This is a genomic window from Curtobacterium sp. NPDC090223, from assembly GCF_044746585.1.
Lineage (GTDB): Bacteria > Actinomycetota > Actinomycetes > Actinomycetales > Microbacteriaceae > Curtobacterium.
The window spans coordinates 506365-531524 of the sequence record NZ_JBIVCN010000001.1; the positions used below are offsets into that span (position 1 = coordinate 506365).

Here is a 25160-nt window from a genome sequence, read left to right on the forward strand (position 1 = left end):
GAGGTGTGGGAGGTGCCGGACGCTACGCAGCACCTTCTGGGCTGCCACGCAGACTGCTCCGCTTCATCCGCAGAGCGCGTCCGAGCAGCCGTTCGTGGGCCGCGATGACGTCCGACGGGGTCACCGACGACAGGCACGGGTGCCCGGGCACGGGGCAGTCCCGGGCGCGGCTGAGCCGGCACGCGGCGCCCTGGTCCCCGAGGAGTTCGACGTGCTCGGCGGCCGGCGCCCACTTCGCCGCGGGCACCACAGGGGAGAACAGGCTGACGATCCTCGCCCCGACGGCCGCGGCGAGGTGCGCGGGACCGGTGTTGCCCACGACGACGACCTCGGCACCGGCCAGCACGGCCGCGAGCTCGGCGGGGGAGGTCCGTCCGCCGAGGTCGAGCACCGGCGTCGCGGAGCCGTCGCCGCCTGCCGCGACCTCGGCGGTCAGCGTGCGCTCGCCCGGCGACCCGGTGACGACCACCGGGACGCCGAGGTCGGCGTACGCGGCGACGAGCGCGCGGTGGTGACCCGGCGGCCAGGAGCGGGCCGGGACGCTCGCGCCGGGGTGCACGACCACGTAGCGGCCCAGCGCGACCACGTCGTCCGGTGCGACGGCGTCGTGGCGCACCGACAGCCTCCCGTCGTCGCCCGGCGGCAGCCGGAACCCGGCGGCCTCCGCGATCCGCAGCGCGCGCTCGGACTCGGGGATCTCCTCGGGCAGGTCCTCGCCGGGTCGGAGCCGGACGTCGAGGAGCGACCCCGGGTGGTCGACGGACGCGCCGGACACCCGGGCGACGCCGGCGAGCCGGAGCAGCATCGCCAGCGGCAGCGGCGACTGGTGGAAGGAGGTGAGGACGACGGCCTCGTCGATCCGTTCCTCGGCGACGATCGCGCGGCACTCGGCCAGGACGGCGTCGTCGAGCGGGCGGGCCGTCTCGGTCACCCACGGCGCGGCCCAGACCCGGACCCGGTCGACGCCGGGCAGCAGCGCCGCCGCCGGCGCGCCCTGCGGGCCGCACAGCATGGTCACGTGCGACGCCCCAGCCGCGACCGCGCGGACGGCGGGTCCGGCGACCAGGACGTCGCCGAACGAGTCCAGCCGGGCGACGAGCACGCGGGGACGCCGGGTGTCGCTCATGCCCGGGCCGTCACGGCCCGCGCCAGTGCCAGCGCGACGGCGTCCTCGATCGTCGCGGCCACGGTCTCCGCCGCCGCGACCTCGTCCTGCCGGGTGCGCGGGGTCGGCACCAGGATCGCCTGGGCGCCGGCGGCGGTCGCGGCGCCGACGTCCGCGCCGATGTCGCCGATCACGACGAGCTCCGCCACCGGGAGACCGAGCCGCGCGGACGCCTGCAGCACGAGTCCCGGCCGGGGCTTCCGGCAGGGGCAGTCGTCCTCGGGGCCGTGCGGGCAGACGCACCAGACGTCGAACGGTCCGACGAGTTCGTCGACGCGGGCGTTCGTCGCGTCCACCTCGGCGCGGGTGGCTCTGCCGCGCGCGATCACGGACTGGTTCGTCACGACGCCGACCGGCAGTCCGGCCGCCCGGGCGCGTTCGACGGCGCGACGAGCACCCGGGACGGGCACCACCTTGTGGGGGTCGGCGTTGTACGGCACGTCGATGACGAGCGTGTCGTCACGGTCGAAGAGGAGACCGCCGACGACGCGGTCCACGGAGAGAGCCATGCACCCGGTCCTACCCGAACCCGGCCGGGCGACGGAGCAGGAAGGACTCGGAGCGCGACCAGCCGGGCGCGTCCGGGCGGCGGCGGCTAGCGTCGGCCGGGTGACCGCCCTCGACTCCCTCCCTCCCTCCGACGGCCGCCCCGAGCTCGTGGTGCTCCGTGCGATCAAGCTCGGCGACCTGCTCGTCGCCGTCCCCGCGCTCCGCGCGCTCCGCCGCGCGTTCCCGGAGCACCGGATCAGCCTCGCCACGACGGCGTGGTTGGCACCGGTGGTCGAGCTCGTCCCGGTGGTCGACGTGCACCTCGCGCAGCAGGGCTTCGACCACCCGATCGGCGTCCCGGCGGGTGCCACCGACGTCGCGGTCAACCTGCACGGCGCCGGCCCGGAGTCCGAGGACCTGGTCGCGGCACTCTGCGCACGTCGGACGATCCACCACGGACCCGGCGGGCCCGCGTGGCAGGACGGCCCGGTGAACGAACGTGAACGCTGGACCCGGCTGCTCCGCGCGTACGACGTCCCGGCCGACCCGGACGACGTCGCGATCGACCGCCCGGCGGAGCCGCCGGTGGTCGACGGTGCCGCCGTCGTGCACGTCGGCGCGTTCCACGGCGCACGGCACTGGCCGGTGGACCGCTTCGCGGAGGTGGTGCGCGGACTCCGCGCGCGCGGACACGACGTGGTCCTGACGGGAGGCTCCGCGGACGTCGCGCGCGCCACCGCGGTCGCCGACGCGGCCGGTCTGGCGCCGTCGGCGGTCCTCGCGGGCGTCCTGGAGCTGCGGGCGTTCGCCGCGGTCGTCGCCGCCGCCCGCGTCGTCGTGACGGTCGACACGGGTGCGGCGCACCTCGCATCCGCCTACGGGATCCCGTCCGTCGTGCTGTTCGGCCCGGCGCCGCCCGAGGCGTGGGGACCGCCCGCGTCCGGCCCGCACGTGGTGCTCACCGACGCGTCCGTCCGGCGTGGCGACGTGTTCTCCGAGGAACCGGACCCGGCGATCCTCGCCGTGCACCCGGCGGACGTCCTCGCCGCCGTCGACGGGCTCGGCGTCCGGCCTGCCGGTGCGACGGCGGACACCAGCGACGCACGGGCAGCGGCGAGCGTCGACCAGTAGCGTCGTGAGGACGGGCCGGACCGACCGGCGCCGTGGAGGGAGCACCCGTGTTCGAAGCGGCCAACATCCGGGACTGGATCGGCCTGCCGGTCGTCGACGAGAGCGACGACAAGGTCGGGAACCTCGAGAGCATCTACTACGACACCGCGACCTCGGAACCCGCGTTCGGCGCGCTGACCACCGGTCTCGTCGGGTTCCAGAAGCTCGTGTTCGTCCCGCTCGTCGGCGCGACCGTCGCCCCGAAGCACCTGCGCGTGCCGTTCGGCAAGAAGGTCATCAAGGACGCGCCGTCGATCCCGACGGACGGCGAGCTCGACGCCGCCACCGAACCGGACCTGTACGCCCACTACGGCCTGGAGTACCGCACCGGCAGCGGGGGAGAGCGTCGACTCGGCCGACGTTGAGGCGGACGGCACTAGCCTGATCCCTCCCCGTCCGACCACCCGCACTCCCGAGGAACCGCCCTGCTCCGCTCCGTCCGTTCGACGCTGCTCGCCGCACTGGCGGTCCTCGGTGTGCTCGCAGCCGGGTCCCTGCAGCCGACCGCGGCGGACGCGGCACCGCTCTGGCCGGTGCCGCAGCCGTACCGGGCGACGAGCGAGCCGGTCGAGGAACTCGCCGGGCTCCCCGCCGGCAGCGAGTACGTCGCGCTCGGCGACTCGTACTCGGCGGGCTACGGACTCGACGACCCGACCGGGCTGCCGGTCGCCGCGTGCGGGCAGTCCGCCCAGGACTACCCGCACCGGATCGCGGCCCGGTTCGGGCTCGCCCTGCACGACGTCACGTGCGGTGGTGCGACGAGCGCGGACATCACCTCCGGGCACCAGTTCAAGGGCGTCCCGCCACAGATCGAGGCGCTCTCCGACACCACCAGACTCGTCACGCTGACCATCGGCGGGAACGACGCCGACCTGTTCGGCACCGCGGCGTCCTGCCTCGCACTGTCCGCGAAGGGCCCGGTGTTCTCCGGGCGCGACGCCCCGTCCTGCCGCAGCACGCTCGTGCAGGACGGCGTGGACCAGCTCGGCGCGAAGATCCAGTCCCGCGTCGCGCTCGGCATCGCCGGCACCCTCGCCGCGATCCGGCAGGCCGCACCGAACGCCGTCATCGTGTTCCTCGGGTACCCGGCGATCTTCCCGGACGCCGACCACACCCCGTCGGGGGGCTGTTTCCGGTCGGCCCTCGACATCGGCACGCTCACCGGCGCGTTCCCCGCGAACTCGTACCCGTTCACGAACACCGACGTGCGGTACCTGCACGGCGTGCAGGAACAGCTGAACGACGTCGCCGAGTCGGCAGCCGCAGCCGCCGGTGTCCGCTACGTCGACGTCTTCGCCTCGACCCAGGCGCGGTCGGCGTGCGCGACCGGGCGTCCGTACGTCTCCGGCGTGACCCTCGACTCCACGAACGGGCTCCGCCGCATCGACCTCGAGCCGGGAGCCCTGCACCCGAACACCCGCGGCGTCGCCTACCTGACCCGCCGCGTCGAGTCCGCGGTGCGGAGCCTGGCGGGCTGAGGCCGGGTCAGGCGGGGACGTCCTCGTCGTCCGCCGGGCCGTCCTCCACGGCGACGCTGTCGCTCGCCGCTGCCCGGTGTGCGCTGGGCGGGACGACGCAGACCGGGGACACCGTCGCGCGGAGCACGTCGTGCAGCACGGACCCCGAGAGCACGTGCACGTGTCCCTGGCCGAGCACCACGAGGGACGCCTGTCGGGTGTGTGCGGCGATCGCCCGGCCCGGGTGCCCCTCGACCAGGAGTGGACGGACGCGGACGTCGGGGTATCGGGCGGTGAGCACGGCGGTGGCGCGCTGCAGGAGTGCCTCGTTCTGCCGGCGCCAGCGGAGCGGGTCCTCGGCGAAGTCGGTCAGCCCGGTGCGGGTGAGCACCGGCATCTCCCACGCCCGCAGCACCGTCAGTCGTCGGTGCCGCCGCCTGGCTTCGTCGACGGCGATCGCCACGGCCCGCTCGTCGAGCGGTTCCTCCACCGCGAGCACCACGTCCCCGTCGATCGGGTGCGGCCCGTCCGGCACGACCACCGTCGGCACCGCGGAGCGCTCGGCGACCCGGGCCGGTCCGTTGCCCGCGGTCGATCCACGGCGGCTCCGGAACGTCCCGACGACCAGCAGGTCGCCGGCGTCCGACTCCTGCACGAGTGCGGCGTCGAGGGGACCGGCGTGCCGGACGATCGCGACGTCGACTCCGGGCAGGGCGTCCCGGGTCTCGTCGGCGACGTGCTCCGCCACGCGCTTGCCGTCCGCACCGACCCGTCCCTCGAGCGCGGGATCGACCCCGACGACCCGGACGTGCTCGATCCCGGTGCCCGCGCGCGCGGCGACCCAGGCGATCGCCTCCTCGTGGGGACGCGCTGCGTCCGCTGCCAACGTGATCGTCGTCCAGTGCTCGTCCATCCCGATCGACCTCCTCGTCGAGATCCGCCGGGGCGTCAGGTGGCGCTCCTGGCGCGAAGCTACTCCCGCAGGATCCCGAGCAACCAGTCCAACGCCTGCGGAACACCTGCGAGGACGGCGATGTGCCCGGCGTCCGGACGCTCGTGCAGCGTCACGTCCGGCAGTCCGGCCGCGAGCATCCGGGCGTGCTCGACGGGGATGACGCGGTCCGCGACGCCCTGTTCCACGAGCACCGGGACGCGCACGTCGGCCAGCGCGAAGCCCCAGTCGGCCACGAACGCCAGGTCGTCGTCCGCAGCACCCTCGGCACCGGTCGGCCCCGCGGCCTGCGCGTCCTGACCAAGCGCCGCCCACGCGCCGTCGAGGGCGGCCCAGTCCACGTCCGTGAACTGCGCCGGGTCGAAACCGGCCGTCTCCGCCCAGGTGAGTCGGGCCTCCCGTCCGGACCGTGCCGAACGGAGGCCGCCGTCGTCGGCCATGCCCGCCCACCAGGCCGGCGTGTCGACGAACGGGGCGGGGGAGGCGAAGGTCGCGACGGCGCGCACCCGGTCCGGCAGCAGTGCGGCCGCGGCGAGGGCGTGCGGGCCGCCGCCGGAGCCGCCGATGGTCGCGACGCGACCGATGCCGAGGGTGTCGAGCACCTGCTCGAGGTCGCGGGCGCCGTCGGCGACCGTGCGCCCGGGCAGGGGGTCGGCACCGCCGAACCCGGGACGGGTCAGCGCGACGAGGCGGATGCCCCTGGCGGCCGCGGCGTCCAGCACCGGGGCGAGGTGCACGCCGGTGTGCGGGGTCTCGTGGTGCCACACGACGACCGGGGCATCGGGGTCGTCGGGTCCGCTGCCGGTCGGGCCGCTGTCGTCGACGTGGACCGTTCGCTCGTCCCTGAGGCGGATCGCTCGCATGGCGGCGAGCGTAGCCTTCCGGCGTGGTGCGGAGTGCGGGACTGCTGCTGTACCGGACCGGTGCGTCCGGGCTCGAGGTGTTCGTCGCGCACATGGGTGGGCCGTTCTGGCGTCGGCGTCCGCGGGCGTGGTCGATCCCGAAGGGCGAGTTCGCGGCCGACGAGGCACCGTTCGACGCCGCCGTGCGCGAGTTCGCGGAGGAGATCGGCGTGCCGGCACCCGACGTCCCGTACGCGCTGCTCGGGGAGTTCCGGCAGGCGTCCGGCAAGCGGGTCACGGTCTTCGCGGGCGGTGCGCCGGGGTTCTCGGTGACCGAGGTGCGCTCGAACACGGTGCGGCTCGAGCTCCCGCGCGGCTCCGGGCGGTTCGTCGAGGTGCCCGAGGTCGACGATGCCCGGTGGGTCCCGATCGACGACGCGCGCACGATGCTCGTGGCGGGGCAGGTGCCGGCGCTCGACGCCCTGACCGCGCTGGCCCCGGCTGCGTCGGGCGCGCCACGGCCTTCGGCCGGGTTGCCGGACTCGGCCGGGTTGCGTCACGAGGACGTCTCGATCCGGCCCGATCCCGCGGATGCTGGATAGCCTGAGCGAGCGCCGGGGCACGCCGACGCGCGAGCAGGGGAGTGCACATGCGTCGGTGGAGCCGCCGTCGATCGGTCGTCGCCGGGGTGACCGGGATCGTCCTCGGAGCCGGGCTCGCGCTCGGCGGAGCGACCAGCGCGTCCGCCGCACCGGTCGGACACTGGGGTGACTTCACGGTCAGCGGGACGAGCAAGGCCTACACCGGCACGATGACGATGCCCGGGTTCCCGGCCACCACGTTCACGTCGAACTCGCGGCAGACGACCGTGATCAGCGGCGCGTCGACGTGGCAGGGGCCGTCGACCGGGCCCGGAACGGTCTACGGGTCGAGCCGCGGCAACACGTACATCAACCAGCGGCCGAACGCCGACTCACCGACCGCGGCCGCGGCGTCCACGACCCGCTACGCGTTCGCGACGCCGACGCCGGCGGGCAGCTGGTCCTTCGTCCTCGGCGACATCGACGCCGACCAGGCCACGATCACCGCGACGGTGCAGGGCGGCGGGGCGGCGACGCCGGCGCAACTCGGCTACCAGAGCTCCTACAACTCGTGCTCCCAGGCACCGTCGCCCGGCGGGTGGTCCTGCGCGGCCGACCCCGACGGCACGACCGGGCAGGACGTCCCCGGCTGGAACGCGACCACGGGCGTGCTGACGGGCAACACCGCCGCCAACGACACCGCCGGCGCGACCGCCTGGTTCACCCCGACGGTGCCGCTCGACTCGCTGACCATCACGTACCAGCAGCGCAGCGGGTTCCCCGTCTACCAGACCTGGTTCGCCTCCCGCACGGCAGCGCTCACGGGCACCGCGACGCTCGACGGTACGCCGATCCCCGGCGCCACCGTCACGGTCACCGCGCCACGCGGCACCGTCTACACGACCACCACGGCGGCCGACGGCACGTACTCGTTCCCGTCGCTGCCGCAGATCGGCGGGTACACCGTCGTGGTCACGCCGCCGGACGGGGCGGACCCCCTCGACCAGACCGGCACGGTGTCCCTCCTCGGCGCCGACGGCACCGCGGACCGGGCCTTCACCGCGCCGACGGGCACGACCTCGATCATCGGCACCGTCGTCGACGACGCGGGCAACCCGGTCGCCGACGTCCCCGTCGTGATCACCGACCCGGACGACCCCGGCACCCCGCTGGTCGAGACCACCACGAACAGCGAGGGCGTCTACACCGGCTCGAACCTGCCGCCGTCGACCCCGGTCGACGTCTCGGTGGCTGGTGGCGACCCCGTCTCGGTGACCACCGGCGAAGCGGGTGCCGCCCCGGTCGAGCCCGACCCCATCGTGGCTCCGGCAGCCGCGATCGCGACGATCTCCGGCAGGATCACCCTCGACACCGCCCCGGTCGCAGCCGGCACCGTCGTGGAGCTCCTCGACGGCACCACCCTCGTGGGCAGCACGACCACGGCGGCCGACGGCTCGTACACGTTCACGACCGTCCCCGGGACGTACACGGTCCGGACCGTCACCCCCGCTGACGGCGCGACGGGCGCGGTCTCCCGGCCCGCCGACGCCACCTCGGGCTCGGCGACCGTGGACTTCCCGTTCGTCTCACCCGTGGCGCCGGTCCCCGTGACGGTCTCCCAGCCGGGCACCGTGACCGACTCGAACGGCGACCCGGCAGCGGGGGTCGACGTCGTCGCGACGCCGACCGATCCCGAGGCCGGCGCTCCCGTCACCACGACGACGGACGCCGACGGCGCCTTCACCCTCACCGGGCTGGCCGCGGAGACCGAGTACACGATCGTCGCGGGCACCGGCACGAGCGCCGGCGATCCCCGGACGGTCACGACCCCGGCGACGGGTGCGGCGGCTCCGATCGCCCTCGTGGTCCCGGCGGCCGCGGTGACCCCGCCGCCGACCTCGACGCCCACGCCGACGCCCGCACCGACGCAGACGCCTGGGCCGGTCCCGGTGTCCTCGGGCGGCGGCACGTCGGGCTCCACCGGAGCGCTGGCGTACACGGGAGCCGACATCGGCCCCGCGGCGATCGCGGCGGGGGTGCTCGTGCTCCTCGGGGCCGGGCTGCTCACCTTCCGGGCCGCCCGGAACCGCCGCCGCACGACGCACTTGCAGGACTGACGCGCGGCGCCGCACTGCCCGCGGCCCGCGCCCCGCGGCCCGCGGCGCTCGGCAGCGCACCACATGACGAGATCGACACCGCACCACGGGATCCCCTGGTGCGGAGTCGATCTCGTGGCGCCGACCGCGCCAGCGCGCGCCGGCGCCCGCGCCCGCGCGCGCCCGCCGCGGCAGCGCCCGCCCGCCGGGCTAGCGCGCCCGGTGCGTCCGCTGCGTGCCGGTCACCGTGGCGACCGACCCGGTCATCGTCTGGATCGCCCGGGTGATCACCGGCATCGACGTGGTGACGACCGCGAGCGAGGACGTGATCGCCTCGATCGACGACGTCGACAGGTGCGCCTGGTGCGCCGAGTGCACCGGGAAGCCCCGACGCGCCGCGACGACCACGCCGAGCGACCCGAGCAGCACCAGGGCCCCGGCGATCGGGAGCGTCTGCATCCCGGTCAGCCCGAGCACCTGCCCGCCGATCGCCGCACCGCCCGCGATGCCGATGTTCGACGCGCCGTTGACCAGGGCGCCCGCGATGTCGGGGGAGACGCCGCCGGTGCGGATCGCCGCCGCCATGAAGAGCGTGCCGGTGGTGCCGTTCGCGGCCATCCAGACGCCGGCGACGACCATCGTGCCGATCAGGGAGCCGTGCACGAACGGCAGCGCGGCGAACGCTGCGGCCATCGTGGCGACGGCGGCGATGAGCGTCTGGCGCGGGGCCTTGTCGACGAACATCCCGGCGAGCCAGAGGCCGATCACGCCGGTGCCGCCGAGGACCAGCAGCGCGCCGCTGACCAGGCCGGACGCGAGGCCCGCGTCGACGACGTACGGCCCGATGTACGTGTACACGATGTAGTGCCCGGCGAAGAGCAGCAGGTCCGCCACGACCACGGCCAGCAGTCCGGTGCGCGCCCAGGCCTTCGGCGAACCGATGTGCGGCGAGGACGTGCCACGCACCGACGGCAGGAACGCGAACGCGACGACGGCGAGCACGGCGGCGCAGAGTGCGACGGCGCCGACGGCGGGACGCCACCCGATGGACTGCCCCACGCCGGTGGCCAGCGGCACACCGACGACGAACCCGAGCGAGCTGCCCGAGTACACGAACGCGATCGCGCGACCCGCCAGCCGCGGCGGCACGATCCGGGTGGCGTAGGCGGACGCGACCGAGAAGAAGAGCGCGTGCGCGACGCCGCCGACGATCCGGCCGGCGCACACCACCGCGAACGAGGGTGCGAGCGCCACCATGAGGTTCGACACCGCGTACCCGACCAGGGTCGCGACGAGCACCGCCTTCCGCGGCAGCCGCGCGGTGAGCGAGGTCAGGGGCAGCGCGAGCAGTGCGACCGCGGCGGCGTACACGGTGATGACGATGCCCATCGTCGACTCGCTGACGCCGAGGTCGGTGCTCATCGTGCCGAGCAGGCCGACGGGCATCAGCTCGGTGGTGATCGCGAAGAACGTCGCCAGGCCGAGGACGGCGATGCCGACGATCGACTTCGAGGTCAGGACGGTGGTCGAGACGGACGACGTGGTCGTGGTGATGGACGCGGTGTTCGTTGACACGGGGCTGACCTCCTCAGGACGTGGTGGAGCGCGCGACGGGGTCGTCACGTCGGCGACACCACGACCGGGACGGTCGGGCTGTGCGCGCTCGCTGTGGGTGTGCGGGTGGGTGGTGCGTGGTCACTCCACGGCGAGTGCGATCCATCCAGTGTTGCACGGGACCCCGCGATTGTCACAGGAGCGCTCCAACGAATTCGCTGAACGCGATCGCCGCTCCGCCGGTGCGCTCAGAACGCGTTCGTCACCGACCCGCGCACCCCGCCGCCGGAGAGGTCCACCGTCAGCGTCCCGCTGAGCGACGACGCGGAGAGCGACACGGACCCGTGCAGTGCGTCCTCCCGCGGGTAGCACGCCGTCGTGGCCTGCAGCCGGTCCGCCGTCGCGACGAGGCAGATCGTCGACCGGTCGGTCCCGACGCCCGCCCACACGTTCCACGGGGTCGCGGCGTCGTCCCCGCTCAGCGACCGGTTCGTGAACACGAGCCGCGTGGTGTGCAGGCTCACCGGCGCCTCGAGCGACCCCGGCAGCTGGTCCGCGTAGGTCTGCGGCGCGTCCAGCAGCTGCTGCAGCGTGATGGCCCCGGCCGTCGGGGTCACCGTGGGCGACGACGGCGTCACCGGGTGCACCGTCCCGATCGCCAGACCGGTCCCGAACGCGACGACGACCGCTGCCGCGAGGCCGCCGGCGAGCCACGGGCGGGCTCGGGCGCTCCGGACGACACGGAGCACCCGCGACCAGGCACGGGACCGCGCACCGGGCGTCGGCTCGTCGACGTGGTCGCGTCCCACGTCGTCGGCCTGGAGGCCCGGCTCGTCTCCGCGCACCGGCTGCGGCTCAGCGGCACGGCCGGGACCCACCGCCGCGGTCGCCGCCGGTGCGCTGCCCGCGTCGACCGCCCGCTCCACCGGCACGCCGCCCTCGGCGGCCGTCCGACCCGGGCTGCTGTCCCGTCCCGGGACGCCGGTGACGAACGGCACCGCCGGCACGACCGCGCTCGGAGATCCGCCGCGACGACGGCGCCCGGCATCCAGGTCGGCGAGGGCGATCCGGGCGCGTGCGGCCTCGGCCTCGGTCGAACCGGACCCCCACGCCACCCGTTCCAGGCGCGCTCGTTCGAGCTCGGTGTCGCGGTCGTCGTCGGCCATGCGCACTCCCGGTTCCCGGTCGCTGCTCTCTCTCGGTCTCATCGTGGCACTCGGAGCCCCGTGGCGCGCACCGGATCGTGCCGTGCCACGCACCCAGATCGGGGGAGTACGACGGCTGCATGAGTGACACACGCGAACCCGATCCCGAGGTCGTCGAACCGGTCAGCCACGACGCGACCTCCGGTGAGGCCGACTACGTCGCGACGAACGCCGGCGGCAGCGGCGTCGAGCGGCGCAACCCGCTCCCCGAGGAAGAGCAGGGCCGGGGCACGGAGTACGACCCCGTCGACCAGGGCCCTGAGCACGAGGGCTGACCTCAGGCCAGGGTCCGGCGGAGCACGGCGCGCTCCGCGAGGGTCCACGCCGCACTCGTCACGACGTAGAGCGCGGCCGCGAGCGGGGCGATCGCGGCGAACACGACCGTGATGAACGGCGCGAACCGGCTGATGGCCGCCGTGGCCGCCGCACCGGGGACGTCCGGCGCCGACGTCACCGCCGGGTTCCACCGCAGGTTCGCCCGGCGGGTCAGTTCCACGAGCACGACCAGCACGGCCAGGAGCAGCAGCACGACCCACGCGTGCACCCACAGCGGCGAGGTCACGACGGCGACGAACGAGTGCCCCAGCGGGATGCCGGCGAGCGTCGCCTGGAGCAGCGTGTTCGTCGACCCGGCGATGCTCGCGTGCGTGAACAGGGCGTACAGCAGCGACACCACCGGGGCCTGCGCGAGGACGGGCAGGCACCCGGCGAGCGGTGACACCCGTTCGGACGTGTAGAGCTCCTGCATCGCGCGCTGCAGGCGTTCGGCGTCCCCGCCGTGGCGCTTCCGCAGTGCGGCGACCTGGGGCGCGAGCCGACGGCGGTCCCGCTCCGCGCGCACCTGGAGGACGGACAGCGGCACGAGCAGCGCCCGCACGGCGAGGGTGACCAGCACGACGGCGAGGGCGGCGCCGAGTGGTCCGGCGACAGGGGAGAGTGCCTGGGTGAGCGTGGCGAGCAGGTCGGCCCCGAGGTGCAGCAGGGGTCCGACGACGGGCAGTGTGGAGAGGTCCATGACGATCCGATCGATGAGGGTGACGAGGGTCGGCGAGCGACCCGGCACCGATCGGTGTCAGGTCGCGGGGACGACCCCCGGTGCCCGCGGACGGGCGTGCCCCTCGGCGTCGGGGTGGCTCCACGCGATGCGGGCGACCAGGTCGAGCAGTCCGCGCCCGACCACGGGCACGCCACCGGGGACGACGCCGAGCACGAGTGCGAGCACCTGCGCGACCAGCACGGCGGCGGCGACCGCGGCCACCCCGAGGCCAGCCAGTGCGAGCGTCGGCAGCGCCCCGGATGCGGGATCGACGAGGAGCAGCGCGGCGACGGCGCGCAGGAACACCTCGATGACGGCCATGGTCCGTTCAGCGTAGCCCCGCGTGCCGCCCGGGGGGAACGCCCGGCGCAGGGGATGATCACGACATGACCGCTGGTTCCCCGAGCACCCCCGCGACGCTCGCGTTGGAGCGCGCAGGGGTCCCGTTCACCCCGCACGTCTACGAGCACCACGAGACGGCGACGAACTTCGGCGAAGAGGCAGCAGCCGCGCTCGGACTGCGCGAGGAGCAGGTCTTCAAGACCCTCGTGGTGTCGGTGGACGGCACCCTGGCGGTCGCGATCGTCCCGGTGGCGAACCGGCTCGACCTCAAGGCGATCGCCGCTGCCGTCGGCGGGAAGAAGGCCACGCTGGCCGATCCCGCCCTGGCGGAGAAGCGCACCGGGTACGTCGTCGGCGGGATCAGCCCGGTCGGGCAGCGCTCCCGGATCCGGACGGTGCTCGACGTCTCGGCGCAGACCTACCCGACGATCTTCGTCTCGGGCGGCCGGCGCGGGTTCGACATCGAGATCGCCCCGAGCGACCTGCAGGCCGTCACCGAGGCGACCACCGCGGCGATCGCGCGGACCTGAGTCGAGTGACCGCAAGTTCTCGACGCGACCGGGAATGACCTGGCGCCTCCTGCGTTGCATCGAGTCGAAGGCACTCAAGTTCCCAGGAGGTCCCGTTGCCAGAGACGTTCGGCCCGACCGGCGGCAGTGACTCGTTCGACGAGTTCCTCGCCCGCCTCCTCGCAGCCCAGAACACCGGTGCCCAGCGATCCGTACCGCTGGGACGCCCGGTCGACATCACCCGGCTCCTCAGCCGGCGCACCCACGAGATGCTCCAGCACACCGCCGAGTACGCGGTGGAGCAGGGGCAGCGCGAGATCGACGCCCTGCACATCCTGCACGTGCTGATCCGCACCCAGCCCTTCGACGCCGTGATCCGCTCCGGTGGCGTCGACCCCGAGCGCCTCGCCGACGAGGTCGAGCAGCGACTGCCCGCCCCGTCCGCCGAGCCGATCGAGGGCCGTCCGGCGCTGACCCCGTCCGCGCAGCGCATCCTCGTCGAGGCCACCCAGGCCGCGCGCGGCTTCGGCAGCACCTACACCGACCCCGAGCACGTCTTCTTCGCGCTCGTCATGGACCAGGAGACGGTCACCGGGCAGCTCCTCGCGGGCGCCGGTGTGACCCCGGCGGTCATGCAGTCCTACGCACAGCAGGCCGCCGACGCGGCACGAGAGGGGCGACCCATGCCCGGCACGACCGACACGGACGAGCAGTCCAGCGACACCCCGACGCTCGACCAGTTCGGCACCGACCTCACCCAGCGCGCCCGCGACGGGCACGTCGACCCGGTGATCGGACGCGCCGACGAGATCGAGCAGACCGTCGAGATCCTGCTCCGCCGTACCAAGAACAACCCGGTGCTGATCGGTGAGCCCGGCGTCGGCAAGACCGCGATCGTCGAGGGCCTCGCGCAGCGCATCGCGGACGGCGACGTCCCGAGCCTGCTGCAGGGCAAGCGCGTCGTCGCACTCGACCTCGCCGGCATGCTCTCCGGCACCCGCTACCGCGGCGACTTCGAGGAGCGCCTGACGAAGGCCATGGACGAGATCGCCGCGCACGCGGACGAGCTCATCGTCTTCGTCGACGAGCTCCACACCGTCGTCGGCGCCGGTGGTGGCGGCGAGGGCGGCTCGATGGACGCCGGCAACATCCTCAAGCCGCGCCTGGCCAGGGGCGACCTGCACATGGTCGGTGCGACCACGCTCAAGGAGTACCGCCGCATCGAGAAGGACGCCGCACTCGAGCGCCGCTTCCAGCCCGTGACGGTGGGGGAGCCGAGCGTCGACGACGCCGTCGCGATCCTCACCGGACTCGCCCCGCGCTACGCGGAGCACCACGGTGTGACCTACACCGACGACGCCCTGCGCGCCGCCGTGGAGCTCTCGCACCGCTACGTCACCGACCGGCACCTGCCGGACAAGGCGATCGACCTCGTCGACCAGGCCGGCGCACGCCGCCGACTCGCCCGTTCGGGCGAGGTCGACGTCGACGCCCTCCGTGCCGAGGTCGCCGACCTGACCGTCCAGAAGGACCGCGCGGTGGCCGAGGAGCTCTACGAGGACGCGTCGCGTCTCCGCGACCAGATGGCCGAACTGGAGGCCCGCATCACCGCCGCCTCGACGGCGGACGCGAGCACGGCCTCCCGTCCGGAGCGCCCCGGCACCGAGATCACGGAGGCCGACATCGCAGCTGTGGTGTCCCGGGCCACCGGGATCCCCGCGACCCGGCTCACGCAGGGCGACCGGACGCGGCTCGCCGCGCTCGAGGACGAACTGCACGAGCGCGTGGTCGGACAGGACGACGCGGTGCGCGCCATCGCGACCGCCGTCCGGCGCAGCCGGACCGGCATGGGCGACCCGGACCGACCGGTGGGGAGCTTCCTGTTCCTCGGACCGACCGGTGTCGGCAAGACCGAGCTCGCGAAGGCACTCGCGTCCTCGCTCTTCGGTGACGAGACCGCGATGCTCCGCTTCGACATGAGCGAGTTCGGCGAGCGGCACACGGTGTCGCGTCTGGTCGGTGCCCCTCCCGGGTACGTCGGCTACGACGAGGCCGGTCAGCTCACCGAGCGCGTCCGTCGGAACCCGTACTCGGTCGTCCTGCTCGACGAGGTCGAGAAGGCGCACCCGGACGTGTTCAACCTGCTGCTGCAGGTGCTCGACGACGGGCGGCTCACGGACGGCCAGGGCCGGACGGTCGACTTCCGGAACACGGTCGTGATCATGACGTCGAACATCGGCTCCGAGTTCCTCGCGTCGCGCTCCGGTGCGCTCGGGTTCTCGGCGTCCGCCGACGGCGGGTACTCCGACGAGGACCTGCGCCAGCGGGTGATGGGCAAGCTCCGCGAGTCGATGCGGCCGGAGTTCATCAACCGGATCGACGACATCGTGCTGTTCCGCAAGCTCGAGCCGTCGCAGCTGCACGCCATCGTGTCGATGCTGCTGGCCGAGACCTCGCTCCGGCTGATCGCGCAGGACATGGTCCTGTCGGTGTCCGACGAGGCGGTCGACTGGCTCGCCGAGCACGGGTACGAGCCGGAGTACGGCGCACGCCCGCTCCGGCGCCTGATCCAGCGCGAGGTCGACGACCGCATCGCGACGCTGGTCGTGGACGAGGCCGCGCAGGCCGGTGACACGGTGCAGATCACCGTGGACGGGGACGCACTCGTCGCCCGCGCCACCGCACCGGTCGTCGCGTAGCGCGTCGTCCACATCACGAGAACGCCCCGGGACCAGCACGGTCCCGGGGCGTTCTCGTGTGTTCGGGACTGCAATTTCCCGGAATCGTCGAGAAAGAGGTTGCGCGGGCTCGCAGAATGCCGCTACTGTGCAAGCACCACTTCACCGATCCGCTCCGAAAGGGGGCCAACAATGTTCACCATGCAGACGCCGTTCCGTGCAGTCCGTGGGATCACCGGTGCCCCGTTCGCCGGGTCCCGCTGACGCGGAACGTCCCGCTCCACGCATGACGTGTGACCGCTGAGCACTGCTCGCGGTCGTCACTCCGGAGGCTGACCAACGTGCCTCGACGTCGCTGATCGCGACGCCGTCGATGGCCCGTCGGAATGCGTCCGGAAATGTCGGTGGCGCCTGGGACGATTCCCCTGTCACAAATCCCGGCCCGCATGACCGACGGGCCCGTTCTCCATTCGCGAATCCATTCGCGTGCATGGGTTTTTTCGCCATGCCTTCCTTTGTTCAACAGCTCTTCATCGAACGGTGACCACGATGTCAACGAAATCCGTCCTCCGCCCTGCCGGTGCGACGCTCGAACCCCGGACGGTCTCCCTGACCGACCGGATCGCGCTCCGCGTCGGCATGGCACTCATCATCTGGAGCCGTCGCACCCGTCGCGTGCGGCCTCCGGTCGACCCGGCGCTCGTCGCCGAACTCGATCGCGAGCGCATCGCCCGCGAGACCGAGTGGGCCATGCTCGGCATCGGCCTGCGCACCTGGCGCTGACGCGCGCTGCGCTGCGCCGCGCTGCGCTGCGCGCTGCGCCGCGCTGCGCGCGCTTCCGCAGTGTGCGAGGTTCCGTACTCGGTGCGAGCGTCCGCTCGTCCCACGGTGTCCGGAACCTCGCACACTGCGACCGCCCTCGGCGCTTCCGGCCTCGCACGGTGCGTCCGTCCGGGCCCGGCGCGGCCCGTACGGTTGTTCCATGACCGAAACCGCGTCCGACCTCGTCCAGCGCCTCACCGCGATCGTCCCCGACTTCCCGAAGCCCGGGATCCTGTTCCGGGACGTCACGCCGGTGTTCGCGGACCCGGTGGCGTTCGGTCGTGCGTGCGAGGCCATGGCAGCGCCGTTCGCCGTCGGCGCGGGCTTCGCGGCCGTCGCCGGCATCGAGGCGCGTGGCTTCGCGCTGGCCGGCGGCATCGCGGCGCAGCACCAGGTCGGCGTGCTGACCGTGCGGAAGGCCGGGAAGCTCCCCGGCGAGGTCCTCAGCGAGCAGTACGCGCTCGAGTACGGCGAGGCCGAGCTCGAGCTTCGCCCGGCCCAGCTCCCCGCCGGCACCCGGGTGCTCGTCGTCGACGACGTCCTGGCGACGGGCGGCACCGGGGCGGCCACGATCACACTGCTCGAACGCGCCGGCTACGAGGCGATCGGGTTCGCCGCGCTGCTCGAACTCGACGGCCTCGCCGGGCGCGAACGCCTCGAGCCGCGCCTGCCCGTCACCACGCTCGGCGTCGTCCCGGCCTGAACGACGCCGGTCGCCGACTAGCATTGCTCCACCACCAGATCGAGGGAGTCCCACCATCGTGACCGAGTCAGTCGCACCCGCACCCGACGCCGCGCCCCAGGCGCCCGAGCCCGTGACCGCGACGACCACGACGACGGGCACCGAGCTCTTCGACGGTGTCCGTGGCGTCGCCGCGATCCGTGTCGCCGGGATCCTCAGGGACCTCGCCGCCGAGGTCCAGGCGGGCGAGACCGCCGAGCCGGTCACCCTCGACGAGCAGGACGGCCTCGACATCCTGCGCCACTCCGCCGCGCATGTCCTCGCGCAGGCGGTCCAGCAGATCAACCCGGACGCCAAGCTCGGGATCGGCCCGCCCGTCACCGACGGCTTCTACTACGACTTCGACGTCGCCGAGCCCTTCACCCCGGAGGACCTCAAGGCGATCGAGAAGGGCATGGACCGCATCATCAAGCAGGCCCAGCGCTTCCGCCGCGTCGTCGTCACCGACGAGCAGGCCCGCGAGCTGATGGCGGGGGAGCCCTACAAGCAGGAGCTCATCGGCCTGAAGGGCGCCGCGTCCGACGGCGACTCGGGCGAGAGCGTCGAGGTCGGTGCCGGCGAGCTCACCGTGTACGAGAACGTCGACCCGAAGTCGGGGGAGGTCGTGTGGCAGGACCTCTGCCGTGGCCCGCACGTCCCGCACACCCGGTGGATCGGCAACGCCGCCAAGCTGATGCGCGTCGCCGCCGCCTACTGGCGCGGCTCGGAGAAGAACCCGCAGCTGCAGCGCATCTACGGCACCGCCTGGCCCGACAAGGACCAGCTCAAGGCGTACCTGGTCCGGCTCGAGGAAGCCGCCAAGCGCGACCACCGCAAGCTCGGCGCCGAGCTCGACCTGTTCTCGTTCCCGGACGAGATCGGTTCCGGACTCGCGATCTTCCACCCGAAGGGCGGCATCATCCGCCGCGAGATGGAGGACTACTCGCGCCGCCGGCACGAGCAGAACGGCTACTCGTTCGTCTACACGCCGCACATCACCAAGGGCGACCTCTTCGAGACGTCCGGGCACCTCGGCTGGTACAAGGACGGCATGTTCCCGGCCATGCACATGGACGAGGCACACGACGAGGACGGCAACGTCACCCGCCAGGGCGCCGACTACTACCTCAAGCCGATGAACTGCCCGATGCACATCCTGGCGTACCGGTCGCAGCCGCGCTCCTACCGCGACCTGCCGCTCCGGATGTTCGAGTTCGGCACCGTCTACCGCAACGAGAAGTCCGGCGTGATCCACGGCCTCACCCGGGTCCGCGGCATGACCCAGGACGACGCGCACATCTTCACCACGAAGGAGCGCATGAAGGAAGAGCTCACCACGACGCTCGAGTTCGTGCTCTCGCTGCTGCGCGACTACGGCCTCGACGACTTCTACCTCGAGCTCTCCACCAAGGACCCGGAGAAGTACGTCGGCGACGACGACGTCTGGGAAGAAGCGACGAACACCCTGCGTGAGGTCGCGGAGGAGTCCGGGCTCGAGCTCGTGCCGGACCCCGCCGGCGCCGCGTTCTACGGCCCGAAGATCTCGGTGCAGGCACGCGACGCCATCGGCCGCACGTGGCAGATGTCGACCGTGCAGCTCGACTTCAACCTGCCGGAACGCTTCGGCATCGAGTACGCCGCGGCGGACGGCACCCGGCAGCGCCCGGTGATGATCCACCGCGCCCTGTTCGGCTCGATCGAGCGCTTCTTCGGCGTCCTCACCGAGCACTACGCCGGCGCGTTCCCTGCGTGGCTCGCCCCGGTCCAGGTCGTCGGGATCCCCGTCGCCGAGGAGTACGGCGACTACCTCGACGAGGTCATCGCGAAGCTCCGCGCCCACGGTGTCCGCGCCGAGGTCGACCACTCCGACGACCGCATGCAGAAGAAGATCCGCACGCACACCAAGCAGAAGGTGCCGTTCCAGCTCATCGCGGGCGGCGACGACCGCGATGCCGGTGCCGTGAGCTTCCGCTTCCGCGACGGCCGCCAGGACAACGGCGTGCCCGTGGACGAGGCGGTCGAGCGCATCCTCACCGCGATCCGCGAGCGCGCGCAGGTCTGATGACGGATCAGCACGACGATCCGCTGGTCATCCGGGACGCGGCCACCGAGGCCGCCGTCCCGGATGCCTTCCAGCGTCTCTGGAACCCGCACCGGATGGCGTACATCGACTCCGGCCGGGCCGGGGAGGGCCGTGGTCACCGCGACGACTGCCCGTTCTGCGAGGCGCCGGCCAAGTCCGACGAGGACGCCCTCATCGTCGCCAGGGGGGAGCACGCGTACGTGCTGCTCAACCTGTACCCGTACAACAACGGCCACCTGCTCGTCTGCCCGTACCGGCACACGCCGCTCTACGACGAAGCAACGCCCGACGAGACCCGGGAGATCGGCGAACTGACCCAGACGGCGATGCGCGTCCTGCGGCAGGTCTCGCACTGCGACGGCTTCAACATCGGCATGAACCAGGGCGAGGTCGCGGGTGCCGGGGTCGCCGGACACCTGCACCAGCACATCGTGCCGCGGTGGCAGTCCGACTCGAACTTCTTCCCGATCATCGCGCGGACCAAGTCGATGTCGCAGCTGCTCGGGGACACCCGCCGCCTCGTCGCGGAAGCCTGGCCCGCCGCGCACTAGACTGGTCGCCATCATGAGCGACAGCACCAGCACCCCCGGCCAGAACGTCAACGGCACGTCGATCACCGGCTCCTCCCGTGTCAAGCGCGGTCTCGCCGAGATGCTCAAGGGCGGCGTCATCATGGACGTCGTCGACGCCGAGCAGGCCCGCATCGCGGAAGAAGCCGGCGCGACCGCGGTCATGGCCCTCGAGCGCGTCCCCGCCGACATCCGCGCGCAGGGCGGCGTCGCCCGCATGTCCGACCCCTCGATGATCGAGGAGATCATCGCGGCGGTGTCGATCCCCGTCATGGCGAAGGCCCGCATCGGCCACTTCGTCGAGGCCCAGGTCCTGCAGGAGCTCGGCGTCGACTACATCGACGAGTCCGAGGTCCTGTCGCCGGCCGACTACGTCAACCACATCGACAAGTGGAAGTTCACCACCCCCTTCGTCTGCGGTGCGACGAACCTCGGCGAGGCACTCCGCCGCATCACCGAGGGTGCGGCGATGATCCGCTCCAAGGGCGAAGCCGGCACCGGTGACGTCTCCGAGGCGACGAAGCACATCCGCACCATCTCGAAGGAGATCGCGGCGCTTCGCAACCTCCGCCCCGACGAGCTCTACGTCGCGGCGAAGGAACTGCAGGCCCCGATCGACGTCGTGCAGGAAGTCGCCGAGACCGGCAAGCTCCCCGTCGTGCTCTTCACCGCCGGTGGCGTCGCCACCCCGGCCGACGCCGCGATGATGATGCAGCTCGGCGCGGACGGCGTGTTCGTCGGCTCCGGCATCTTCAAGTCCGGCGACCCGGCGGCCCGCGCGGCCGCGATCGTCAAGGCCACCACCTTCCACGACGACCCCAAGGTCATCGCCGAGGTGTCCCGCGGCCTGGGTGAGGCGATGGTCGGCATCAACGTCGCCGACGTCCCCGCACCGCACCGCCTCGCCGAGCGTGGCTGGTAGCCCCATCGGTGGCGCAGTACCCCGCATCGGGGTGCTCGCGCTGCAGGGTGACTTCCGCGAGCACATCGCGTCGCTGGCCGCGCTCGGAGCCGATGTCGTGCCGCTCCGCCGCCCCGAGGAGATCGCGTCGCTGCACGGCGTCGTGATCCCCGGCGGCGAGTCGAGCGTGATGGACAAGCTCTCGCGCGCGTTCGGCGTCGCCGGGCCCCTGTCCGACGCCATCCGTGCCGGCCTGCCGACGTACGGCACGTGTGCGGGGATGATCATGCTGAGCGACCGCATCACCAACGCGATCGGCGGTCAGCAGACCCTCGGGATCCTCGACACGACGGTGCGCCGGAACGCCTTCGGCAGCCAGAACGACTCGTTCGAGACCGACATCCCGATGCCGGACCTCGGCGAGGCCCTGGTGCACGCGGTGTTCATCCGGGCCCCCGTGGTCGAGCAGCACGGCGACGGCGTGCACGTGCTCGGCGCCCTGTCGGACGGGCAGGTCGTCGCCGTCCAGCAGGACAACGTCATCGCGAGTGCGTTCCACCCGGAGGTCGCGGGGGAGGACCGCTTCCACCGCCGCTTCCTGGACCTGGTCCGCGGCGCCTGACGCCACCGGGACCTGATCCTGCGGGCGTCGCCCGACGCCACCGGGACCTGGTCCCGCGCCATCTCGACACCGCGGCCTGCGCGCCGGGGCCGCACCGAGCCTCCAGATCGCTACACTGATCTGGACTTTCCGCAAGACGCAAGGAGAACCGTGTCCGGGCATTCCAAGTGGGCAACGACGAAGCACAAGAAGGCCGTCATCGACCAGCGACGTGCCAAGTCGTTCGCGAAGCTCATCAAGAACATCGAGGTCGCCGCGAAGATGGGCGGTGCCGACATGTCGGGCAACCCGACCCTCGTCGACGCCGTGCAGAAGGCCAAGAAGACCTCGGTCCCCAACGACAACATCGACCGCGCCATCAAGCGTGGCGCCGGCCTGACCGGTGAGTCGATCGAGTACACGACGATCATGTACGAGGGCTACGCCCCGAACGGCGTCGCGATGCTCATCGAGTGCCTCACGGACAACAAGAACCGTGCGGCAGCAGAGGTCCGGACCGCGATGTCGCGGAACGGCGGCACCATGGCCGACCCGGGCAGCGTCGCCTACAACTTCTCCCGCAAGGGCGTCATCTCGGTGACGAAGGTCGACGGCCTGTCCGAGGACGACGTCATGACGGCAGTGCTCGACGCCGGCGTCGAGGACGTCATCGACCAGGGCGGCGGCTTCGAGGTCATCACCGAGGCATCCGACCTGGTGACGGCCCGTACCGCGCTGCAGGACGCCGGCATCGACTACGACTCGGCCGATGCCGAGTTCGTCCCCGGCCTCAAGGTCCCGGTCGACGCCGAGACGGCGCGCAAGGTGTTCCGCCTCATCGACGCGCTCGAGGACAGCGACGACGTCCAGAACGTCTACGCCAACTTCGACATCCCCGCCGAGGTCCAGGCCGAGCTCGACGAGGACGAGGACTGAACTCGATGCGCCCCGGGCCCGTCCTGCGTGTGCTCGGGGTGGACCCCGGGCTCACCCGGTGCGGGGTCGGGGTGGTCGAGGTCACCCCGGACCGACGGGCACGGCTCGTGCACGTCACCGTCGTGCGCACCCCGGCCGACATGGCGCTCGAGCAGCGCCTGGTCCGCATCGCCTCCGGCATCGCGGAGCAGATCGAGGCGCACCACCCGGACGCCGTCGCGGTCGAGCGGGTGTTCGCCCAGGCGAACGTCCGCACCGTGATGGGCACCGCCCAGGCGTCCGGTCTGGCGCTGCACGCCGCCGCCTCCCGCGGGATCCCGGTCGGGCTGCACACGCCGTCCGAGGTCAAGGCGGCGGTGACCGGGTACGGCAACGCCGACAAGAAGCAGGTCCAGGCGATGATCGCACGGATCCTCGGCCTGGCCGAGGCACCGAGACCAGCCGACGCCGCGGACGCGCTCGCGTTGGCCGTGTGTCATGCCTGGAGGCTCGGCGCACCCGACCAGGTCGGCGTCCGGTCCGGCACGCTGACGCCGGCCCAACGCGCGTGGCGGGACGCGCAGGCCGGCTCCGGTGGGCGGTCCACGTCGTCGCCGTTGGCACAGGCCGCAGCCGCTGCTGCCGCCGGGAGCCGCTCCGCGGCCGCTGCCGCCGAGAGCCGCTCCGCGGCCGGGCAGCGCGCCGCGTCGGGGACGTCGGCTGCTGCCCGTAGGCTCGGGGCATGATCGCGAGTCTCCGGGGCACCTGCATCGACGTCGCCGGATCCGCCGTCGTGATCGAGGTCGGTGGGGTCGGCTACGCCGTGACCGTCACCCCGGCGCACGCCCTCACGATGCGCCACGGTGCCGAGGTGTTCGTCCGCACGGCGATGATCGTCCGGGAAGACGAGCACCTGCTGTTCGGCTTCGAGTCGACCGATGCCCTGCGCGTGTTCGACCTGCTCCGGAGCGTCTCGGGCGTCGGTCCGAAGTCGGCGCTCGGCGTCCTCGGGGCGATGGACCCGGCGCAGATCGCGAACGCCGTCGCGAACGACGACGACGGCGCCTTCCGCAAGGTCTCCGGCATCGGCCCGAAGACCGCGAAGCTCATCATCGTCGCACTGTCCGGCAAGCTCGCCGCCTTCGAGACCTCGGCTGCCGCGGTCGCCGCGGGTCGGGGCACGGCCGCGCACCCCGCGTCGGAGGACGTCGTCATCGCCCTCGTCGGGCTCGGCTGGCGTGAGGACGCGGCACGGAGCGCCGTCGACGACACGATCGCGAACGAGCCCGGTGTGGCGGCGATGGGCACGCAGGCGCTGCTCCGCGCGGCGCTCGGCGCGCTCCGTCCGACCGGGGCCGGCCGATGAGCGGCGGGATCACCGCCGCCGACGCCCAGTCACCGGAGGAACTCGCCTTCGAGGGCGCACTCCGGCCGAAGTCGCTCGCCGAGTTCGTCGGACAGCGGAAGGTCCGCGGGCAGCTCGACCTGCTGCTCAAGGCCGCCGCGATGCAGGACCGCACGCCGGACCACATCCTGATGGCCGGCCCGCCCGGGCTCGGCAAGACCACGCTCGCGATGATCGTCGCGCACGAGTCCGGCCGGCCGCTGCGGATGTCGAGCGGCCCGGCGATCCAGCACGCGGGCGACCTCGCCGCCGTGCTCTCGTCGCTGATGCCGGGCGAGGTCCTCTTCATCGACGAGATCCACCGGATGGCCCGCTCGGCCGAGGAGATGCTCTACCTCGCGATGGAGGACTTCCGGATCGACGTCATGGTCGGCAAGGGTGCCGGTGCCACGAGCATCCCCCTCGACCTCGCGCCGTTCACGCTCGTCGGGGCGACCACCCGCGCCGGTCTCCTGCCGAACCCGCTGCGCGACCGCTTCGGGTTCACCGCGCACCTCGAGTTCTACGAGCGCGACGAACTGGAGCAGGTCCTCATCCGTGCGGCGCACCTGCTCGAACTCGACTTCGATCGCTTCGCCCTGCGCGAGATCGCCGGTCGGTCGCGGGGGACACCCCGCATCGCGAACCGTCTGCTCCGCCGCGTCCGGGACTACGCCCTGGTGCACGGCACCCGCGACGGCATGGCGGCGGTCCAGGGCGCGCTCGAGCTCTACGACGTCGACGAGTACGGCCTCGACCGCCTCGACCGCGCCGTGCTCGAGACGATGCTCACCCGCTTCGACGGCGGGCCGGTCGGGCTGAACACCCTCGCGGTCTCCGTGGGCGAGGAATCCGAGACCATCGAGTCCGTCGTCGAGCCGTTCCTGGTCCGGATCGGCCTGGTCACGCGGACGCCGCGCGGCCGGATCGCCACCCCGTCGGCGTGGCGTCACTTCGGCCTCACCCCCGGAGCCGCCGGTGTCGGCCCCCAACCGGGACTCTTCGACGACGACCAGCCCGACTGAGCCGTCAGCCACAGCCACGTGCCCTAGACTGCTACGGCCCGAAACCGAAATACCAGAGAAGGC

At 72.9% G+C, this 25160-nt stretch carries 26 protein-coding genes; 18 read left to right on the forward strand and 8 right to left on the reverse strand.

Annotated elements, in window-relative coordinates; translation table 11 throughout:
* Positions 1-22: 22 nt before the first annotated feature.
* On the reverse strand, positions 23-1126 hold the full coding sequence (locus ACIPJY_RS02390; RefSeq protein WP_400459933.1) for a glycosyltransferase family 9 protein: 1104 nt from the start codon (positions 1124-1126) through the stop codon (positions 23-25).
* A complete protein-coding gene (locus ACIPJY_RS02395) occupies positions 1123-1674 on the reverse strand; it encodes an HAD-IIIA family hydrolase (RefSeq protein WP_400459930.1) in 552 nt (183 codons plus the stop codon). The genes ACIPJY_RS02390 and ACIPJY_RS02395 overlap by 4 nt, the downstream gene beginning before the upstream one ends.
* A gap of 100 nt (positions 1675-1774) precedes the next feature.
* Between ACIPJY_RS02395 and ACIPJY_RS02400 the strand changes: the two genes are divergently transcribed.
* From ACIPJY_RS02400 to ACIPJY_RS02410, 3 genes are all read left to right on the forward strand, one after another.
* Positions 1775-2785, forward strand: a complete 1011-nt coding sequence (locus ACIPJY_RS02400; protein ID WP_400459927.1) for a glycosyltransferase family 9 protein — start codon at positions 1775-1777, stop codon at positions 2783-2785.
* 47 nt (positions 2786-2832) lie between these two features.
* On the forward strand, positions 2833-3189 hold the full coding sequence (locus tag ACIPJY_RS02405) for a PRC-barrel domain-containing protein (RefSeq protein ID WP_400459924.1): 357 nt from the start codon (positions 2833-2835) through the stop codon (positions 3187-3189).
* Between the two features lie 111 nt (positions 3190-3300).
* Positions 3301-4302, forward strand: a complete 1002-nt coding sequence (locus ACIPJY_RS02410) for an SGNH/GDSL hydrolase family protein (protein WP_400459921.1) — start codon at positions 3301-3303, stop codon at positions 4300-4302.
* 7 nt (positions 4303-4309) lie between these two features.
* On the opposite strand, the gene ACIPJY_RS02415 is transcribed toward ACIPJY_RS02410, so the two are convergent.
* A complete protein-coding gene (locus ACIPJY_RS02415) occupies positions 4310-5194 on the reverse strand; it encodes a universal stress protein (protein ID WP_400459918.1) in 885 nt (294 codons plus the stop codon).
* A 59-nt stretch (positions 5195-5253) separates the two neighbouring features.
* Entirely contained in the window at positions 5254-6096 is an 843-nt protein-coding gene (locus tag ACIPJY_RS02420; protein WP_400459915.1) for an alpha/beta fold hydrolase, read from the reverse strand.
* 23 nt (positions 6097-6119) lie between these two features.
* Between ACIPJY_RS02420 and ACIPJY_RS02425 the strand changes: the two genes are divergently transcribed.
* Together ACIPJY_RS02425 and ACIPJY_RS02430 are read left to right on the forward strand one after the other, a co-directional pair.
* Positions 6120-6677, forward strand: a complete 558-nt coding sequence (locus ACIPJY_RS02425) for an NUDIX domain-containing protein (protein ID WP_400459912.1) — start codon at positions 6120-6122, stop codon at positions 6675-6677.
* 47 nt (positions 6678-6724) lie between these two features.
* The gene (locus ACIPJY_RS02430; RefSeq protein ID WP_400459909.1) at positions 6725-8773 is read left to right on the forward strand and encodes a carboxypeptidase regulatory-like domain-containing protein; all 2049 of its coding nucleotides are present in this window, start codon (positions 6725-6727) and stop codon (positions 8771-8773) included.
* 189 nt (positions 8774-8962) lie between these two features.
* Here ACIPJY_RS02430 and ACIPJY_RS02435 read toward each other — a convergent pair whose 3' ends face one another.
* Positions 8963-10327: an MFS transporter gene (locus tag ACIPJY_RS02435; protein ID WP_400459907.1), complete on the reverse strand. Its 1365-nt coding sequence runs from the start codon at positions 10325-10327 to the stop codon at positions 8963-8965.
* A gap of 227 nt (positions 10328-10554) precedes the next feature.
* Positions 10555-11472 carry a hypothetical protein gene (locus tag ACIPJY_RS02440; RefSeq protein WP_400459906.1) on the reverse strand — a complete coding sequence of 306 codons (918 nt, stop codon included), beginning with the start codon at positions 11470-11472 and terminating at the stop codon, positions 10555-10557.
* Positions 11473-11591: 119 nt separating this feature from the next.
* On the opposite strand from ACIPJY_RS02440, the gene ACIPJY_RS02445 reads away from it, so the two are divergent.
* The gene (locus ACIPJY_RS02445; protein ID WP_400459903.1) at positions 11592-11786 is read left to right on the forward strand and encodes a hypothetical protein; all 195 of its coding nucleotides are present in this window, start codon (positions 11592-11594) and stop codon (positions 11784-11786) included.
* Positions 11787-11788: 2 nt separating this feature from the next.
* Here the strand turns inward: ACIPJY_RS02445 and ACIPJY_RS02450 are convergent, their stop codons facing one another.
* Both ACIPJY_RS02450 and ACIPJY_RS02455 read right to left on the reverse strand, forming a co-directional pair.
* A complete protein-coding gene (locus tag ACIPJY_RS02450; RefSeq protein ID WP_400459902.1) occupies positions 11789-12526 on the reverse strand; it encodes a YidC/Oxa1 family membrane protein insertase in 738 nt (245 codons plus the stop codon).
* Between the two features lie 57 nt (positions 12527-12583).
* Entirely contained in the window at positions 12584-12868 is a 285-nt protein-coding gene (locus tag ACIPJY_RS02455; protein ID WP_400459899.1) for a DUF6412 domain-containing protein, read from the reverse strand.
* 65 nt (positions 12869-12933) lie between these two features.
* On the opposite strand from ACIPJY_RS02455, the gene ybaK reads away from it, so the two are divergent.
* The 12 genes from ybaK (at position 12934) to ruvB (ending at position 25097) form a co-directional block, all read left to right on the forward strand.
* Complete coding sequence (gene ybaK / locus ACIPJY_RS02460) at positions 12934-13419, forward strand: Cys-tRNA(Pro) deacylase (protein WP_400459896.1); 486 nt, start codon at positions 12934-12936, stop codon at positions 13417-13419.
* A gap of 95 nt (positions 13420-13514) precedes the next feature.
* Positions 13515-16097, forward strand: a complete 2583-nt coding sequence (locus ACIPJY_RS02465) for an ATP-dependent Clp protease ATP-binding subunit (protein ID WP_400459893.1) — start codon at positions 13515-13517, stop codon at positions 16095-16097.
* 528 nt (positions 16098-16625) lie between these two features.
* Positions 16626-16859 (forward strand): hypothetical protein, encoded by a 234-nt coding sequence (locus tag ACIPJY_RS02470; RefSeq protein WP_400459890.1) that lies wholly within the window; start codon positions 16626-16628, stop codon positions 16857-16859.
* 199 nt (positions 16860-17058) lie between these two features.
* Positions 17059-17601 carry an adenine phosphoribosyltransferase gene (locus ACIPJY_RS02475; protein ID WP_400459888.1) on the forward strand — a complete coding sequence of 181 codons (543 nt, stop codon included), beginning with the start codon at positions 17059-17061 and terminating at the stop codon, positions 17599-17601.
* A gap of 112 nt (positions 17602-17713) precedes the next feature.
* Positions 17714-19681: a threonine--tRNA ligase gene (thrS, locus tag ACIPJY_RS02480; protein ID WP_400460887.1), complete on the forward strand. Its 1968-nt coding sequence runs from the start codon at positions 17714-17716 to the stop codon at positions 19679-19681.
* On the forward strand, positions 19681-20253 hold the full coding sequence (locus tag ACIPJY_RS02485) for an HIT family protein (protein ID WP_400459885.1): 573 nt from the start codon (positions 19681-19683) through the stop codon (positions 20251-20253). The genes thrS and ACIPJY_RS02485 overlap by 1 nt, the downstream gene beginning before the upstream one ends.
* Positions 20254-20266: 13 nt before the next feature.
* On the forward strand, positions 20267-21193 hold the full coding sequence (gene pdxS, locus ACIPJY_RS02490) for a pyridoxal 5'-phosphate synthase lyase subunit PdxS (RefSeq protein WP_400459883.1): 927 nt from the start codon (positions 20267-20269) through the stop codon (positions 21191-21193).
* Entirely contained in the window at positions 21183-21794 is a 612-nt protein-coding gene (pdxT, locus tag ACIPJY_RS02495) for a pyridoxal 5'-phosphate synthase glutaminase subunit PdxT (RefSeq protein WP_400459880.1), read from the forward strand. Before pdxS ends, pdxT begins: the two co-directional genes overlap by 11 nt.
* A 150-nt stretch (positions 21795-21944) precedes the next feature.
* Entirely contained in the window at positions 21945-22709 is a 765-nt protein-coding gene (locus ACIPJY_RS02500) for a YebC/PmpR family DNA-binding transcriptional regulator (protein ID WP_400459877.1), read from the forward strand.
* A gap of 23 nt (positions 22710-22732) precedes the next feature.
* A complete protein-coding gene (gene ruvC, locus ACIPJY_RS02505; protein ID WP_400460885.1) occupies positions 22733-23434 on the forward strand; it encodes a crossover junction endodeoxyribonuclease RuvC in 702 nt (233 codons plus the stop codon).
* A complete protein-coding gene (ruvA, locus tag ACIPJY_RS02510) occupies positions 23431-24054 on the forward strand; it encodes a Holliday junction branch migration protein RuvA (RefSeq protein WP_400459874.1) in 624 nt (207 codons plus the stop codon). The genes ruvC and ruvA overlap by 4 nt, the downstream gene beginning before the upstream one ends.
* Complete coding sequence (ruvB, locus tag ACIPJY_RS02515; protein ID WP_400459871.1) at positions 24051-25097, forward strand: Holliday junction branch migration DNA helicase RuvB; 1047 nt, start codon at positions 24051-24053, stop codon at positions 25095-25097. The genes ruvA and ruvB overlap by 4 nt, the downstream gene beginning before the upstream one ends.
* Positions 25098-25160 lie beyond the last annotated feature (63 nt).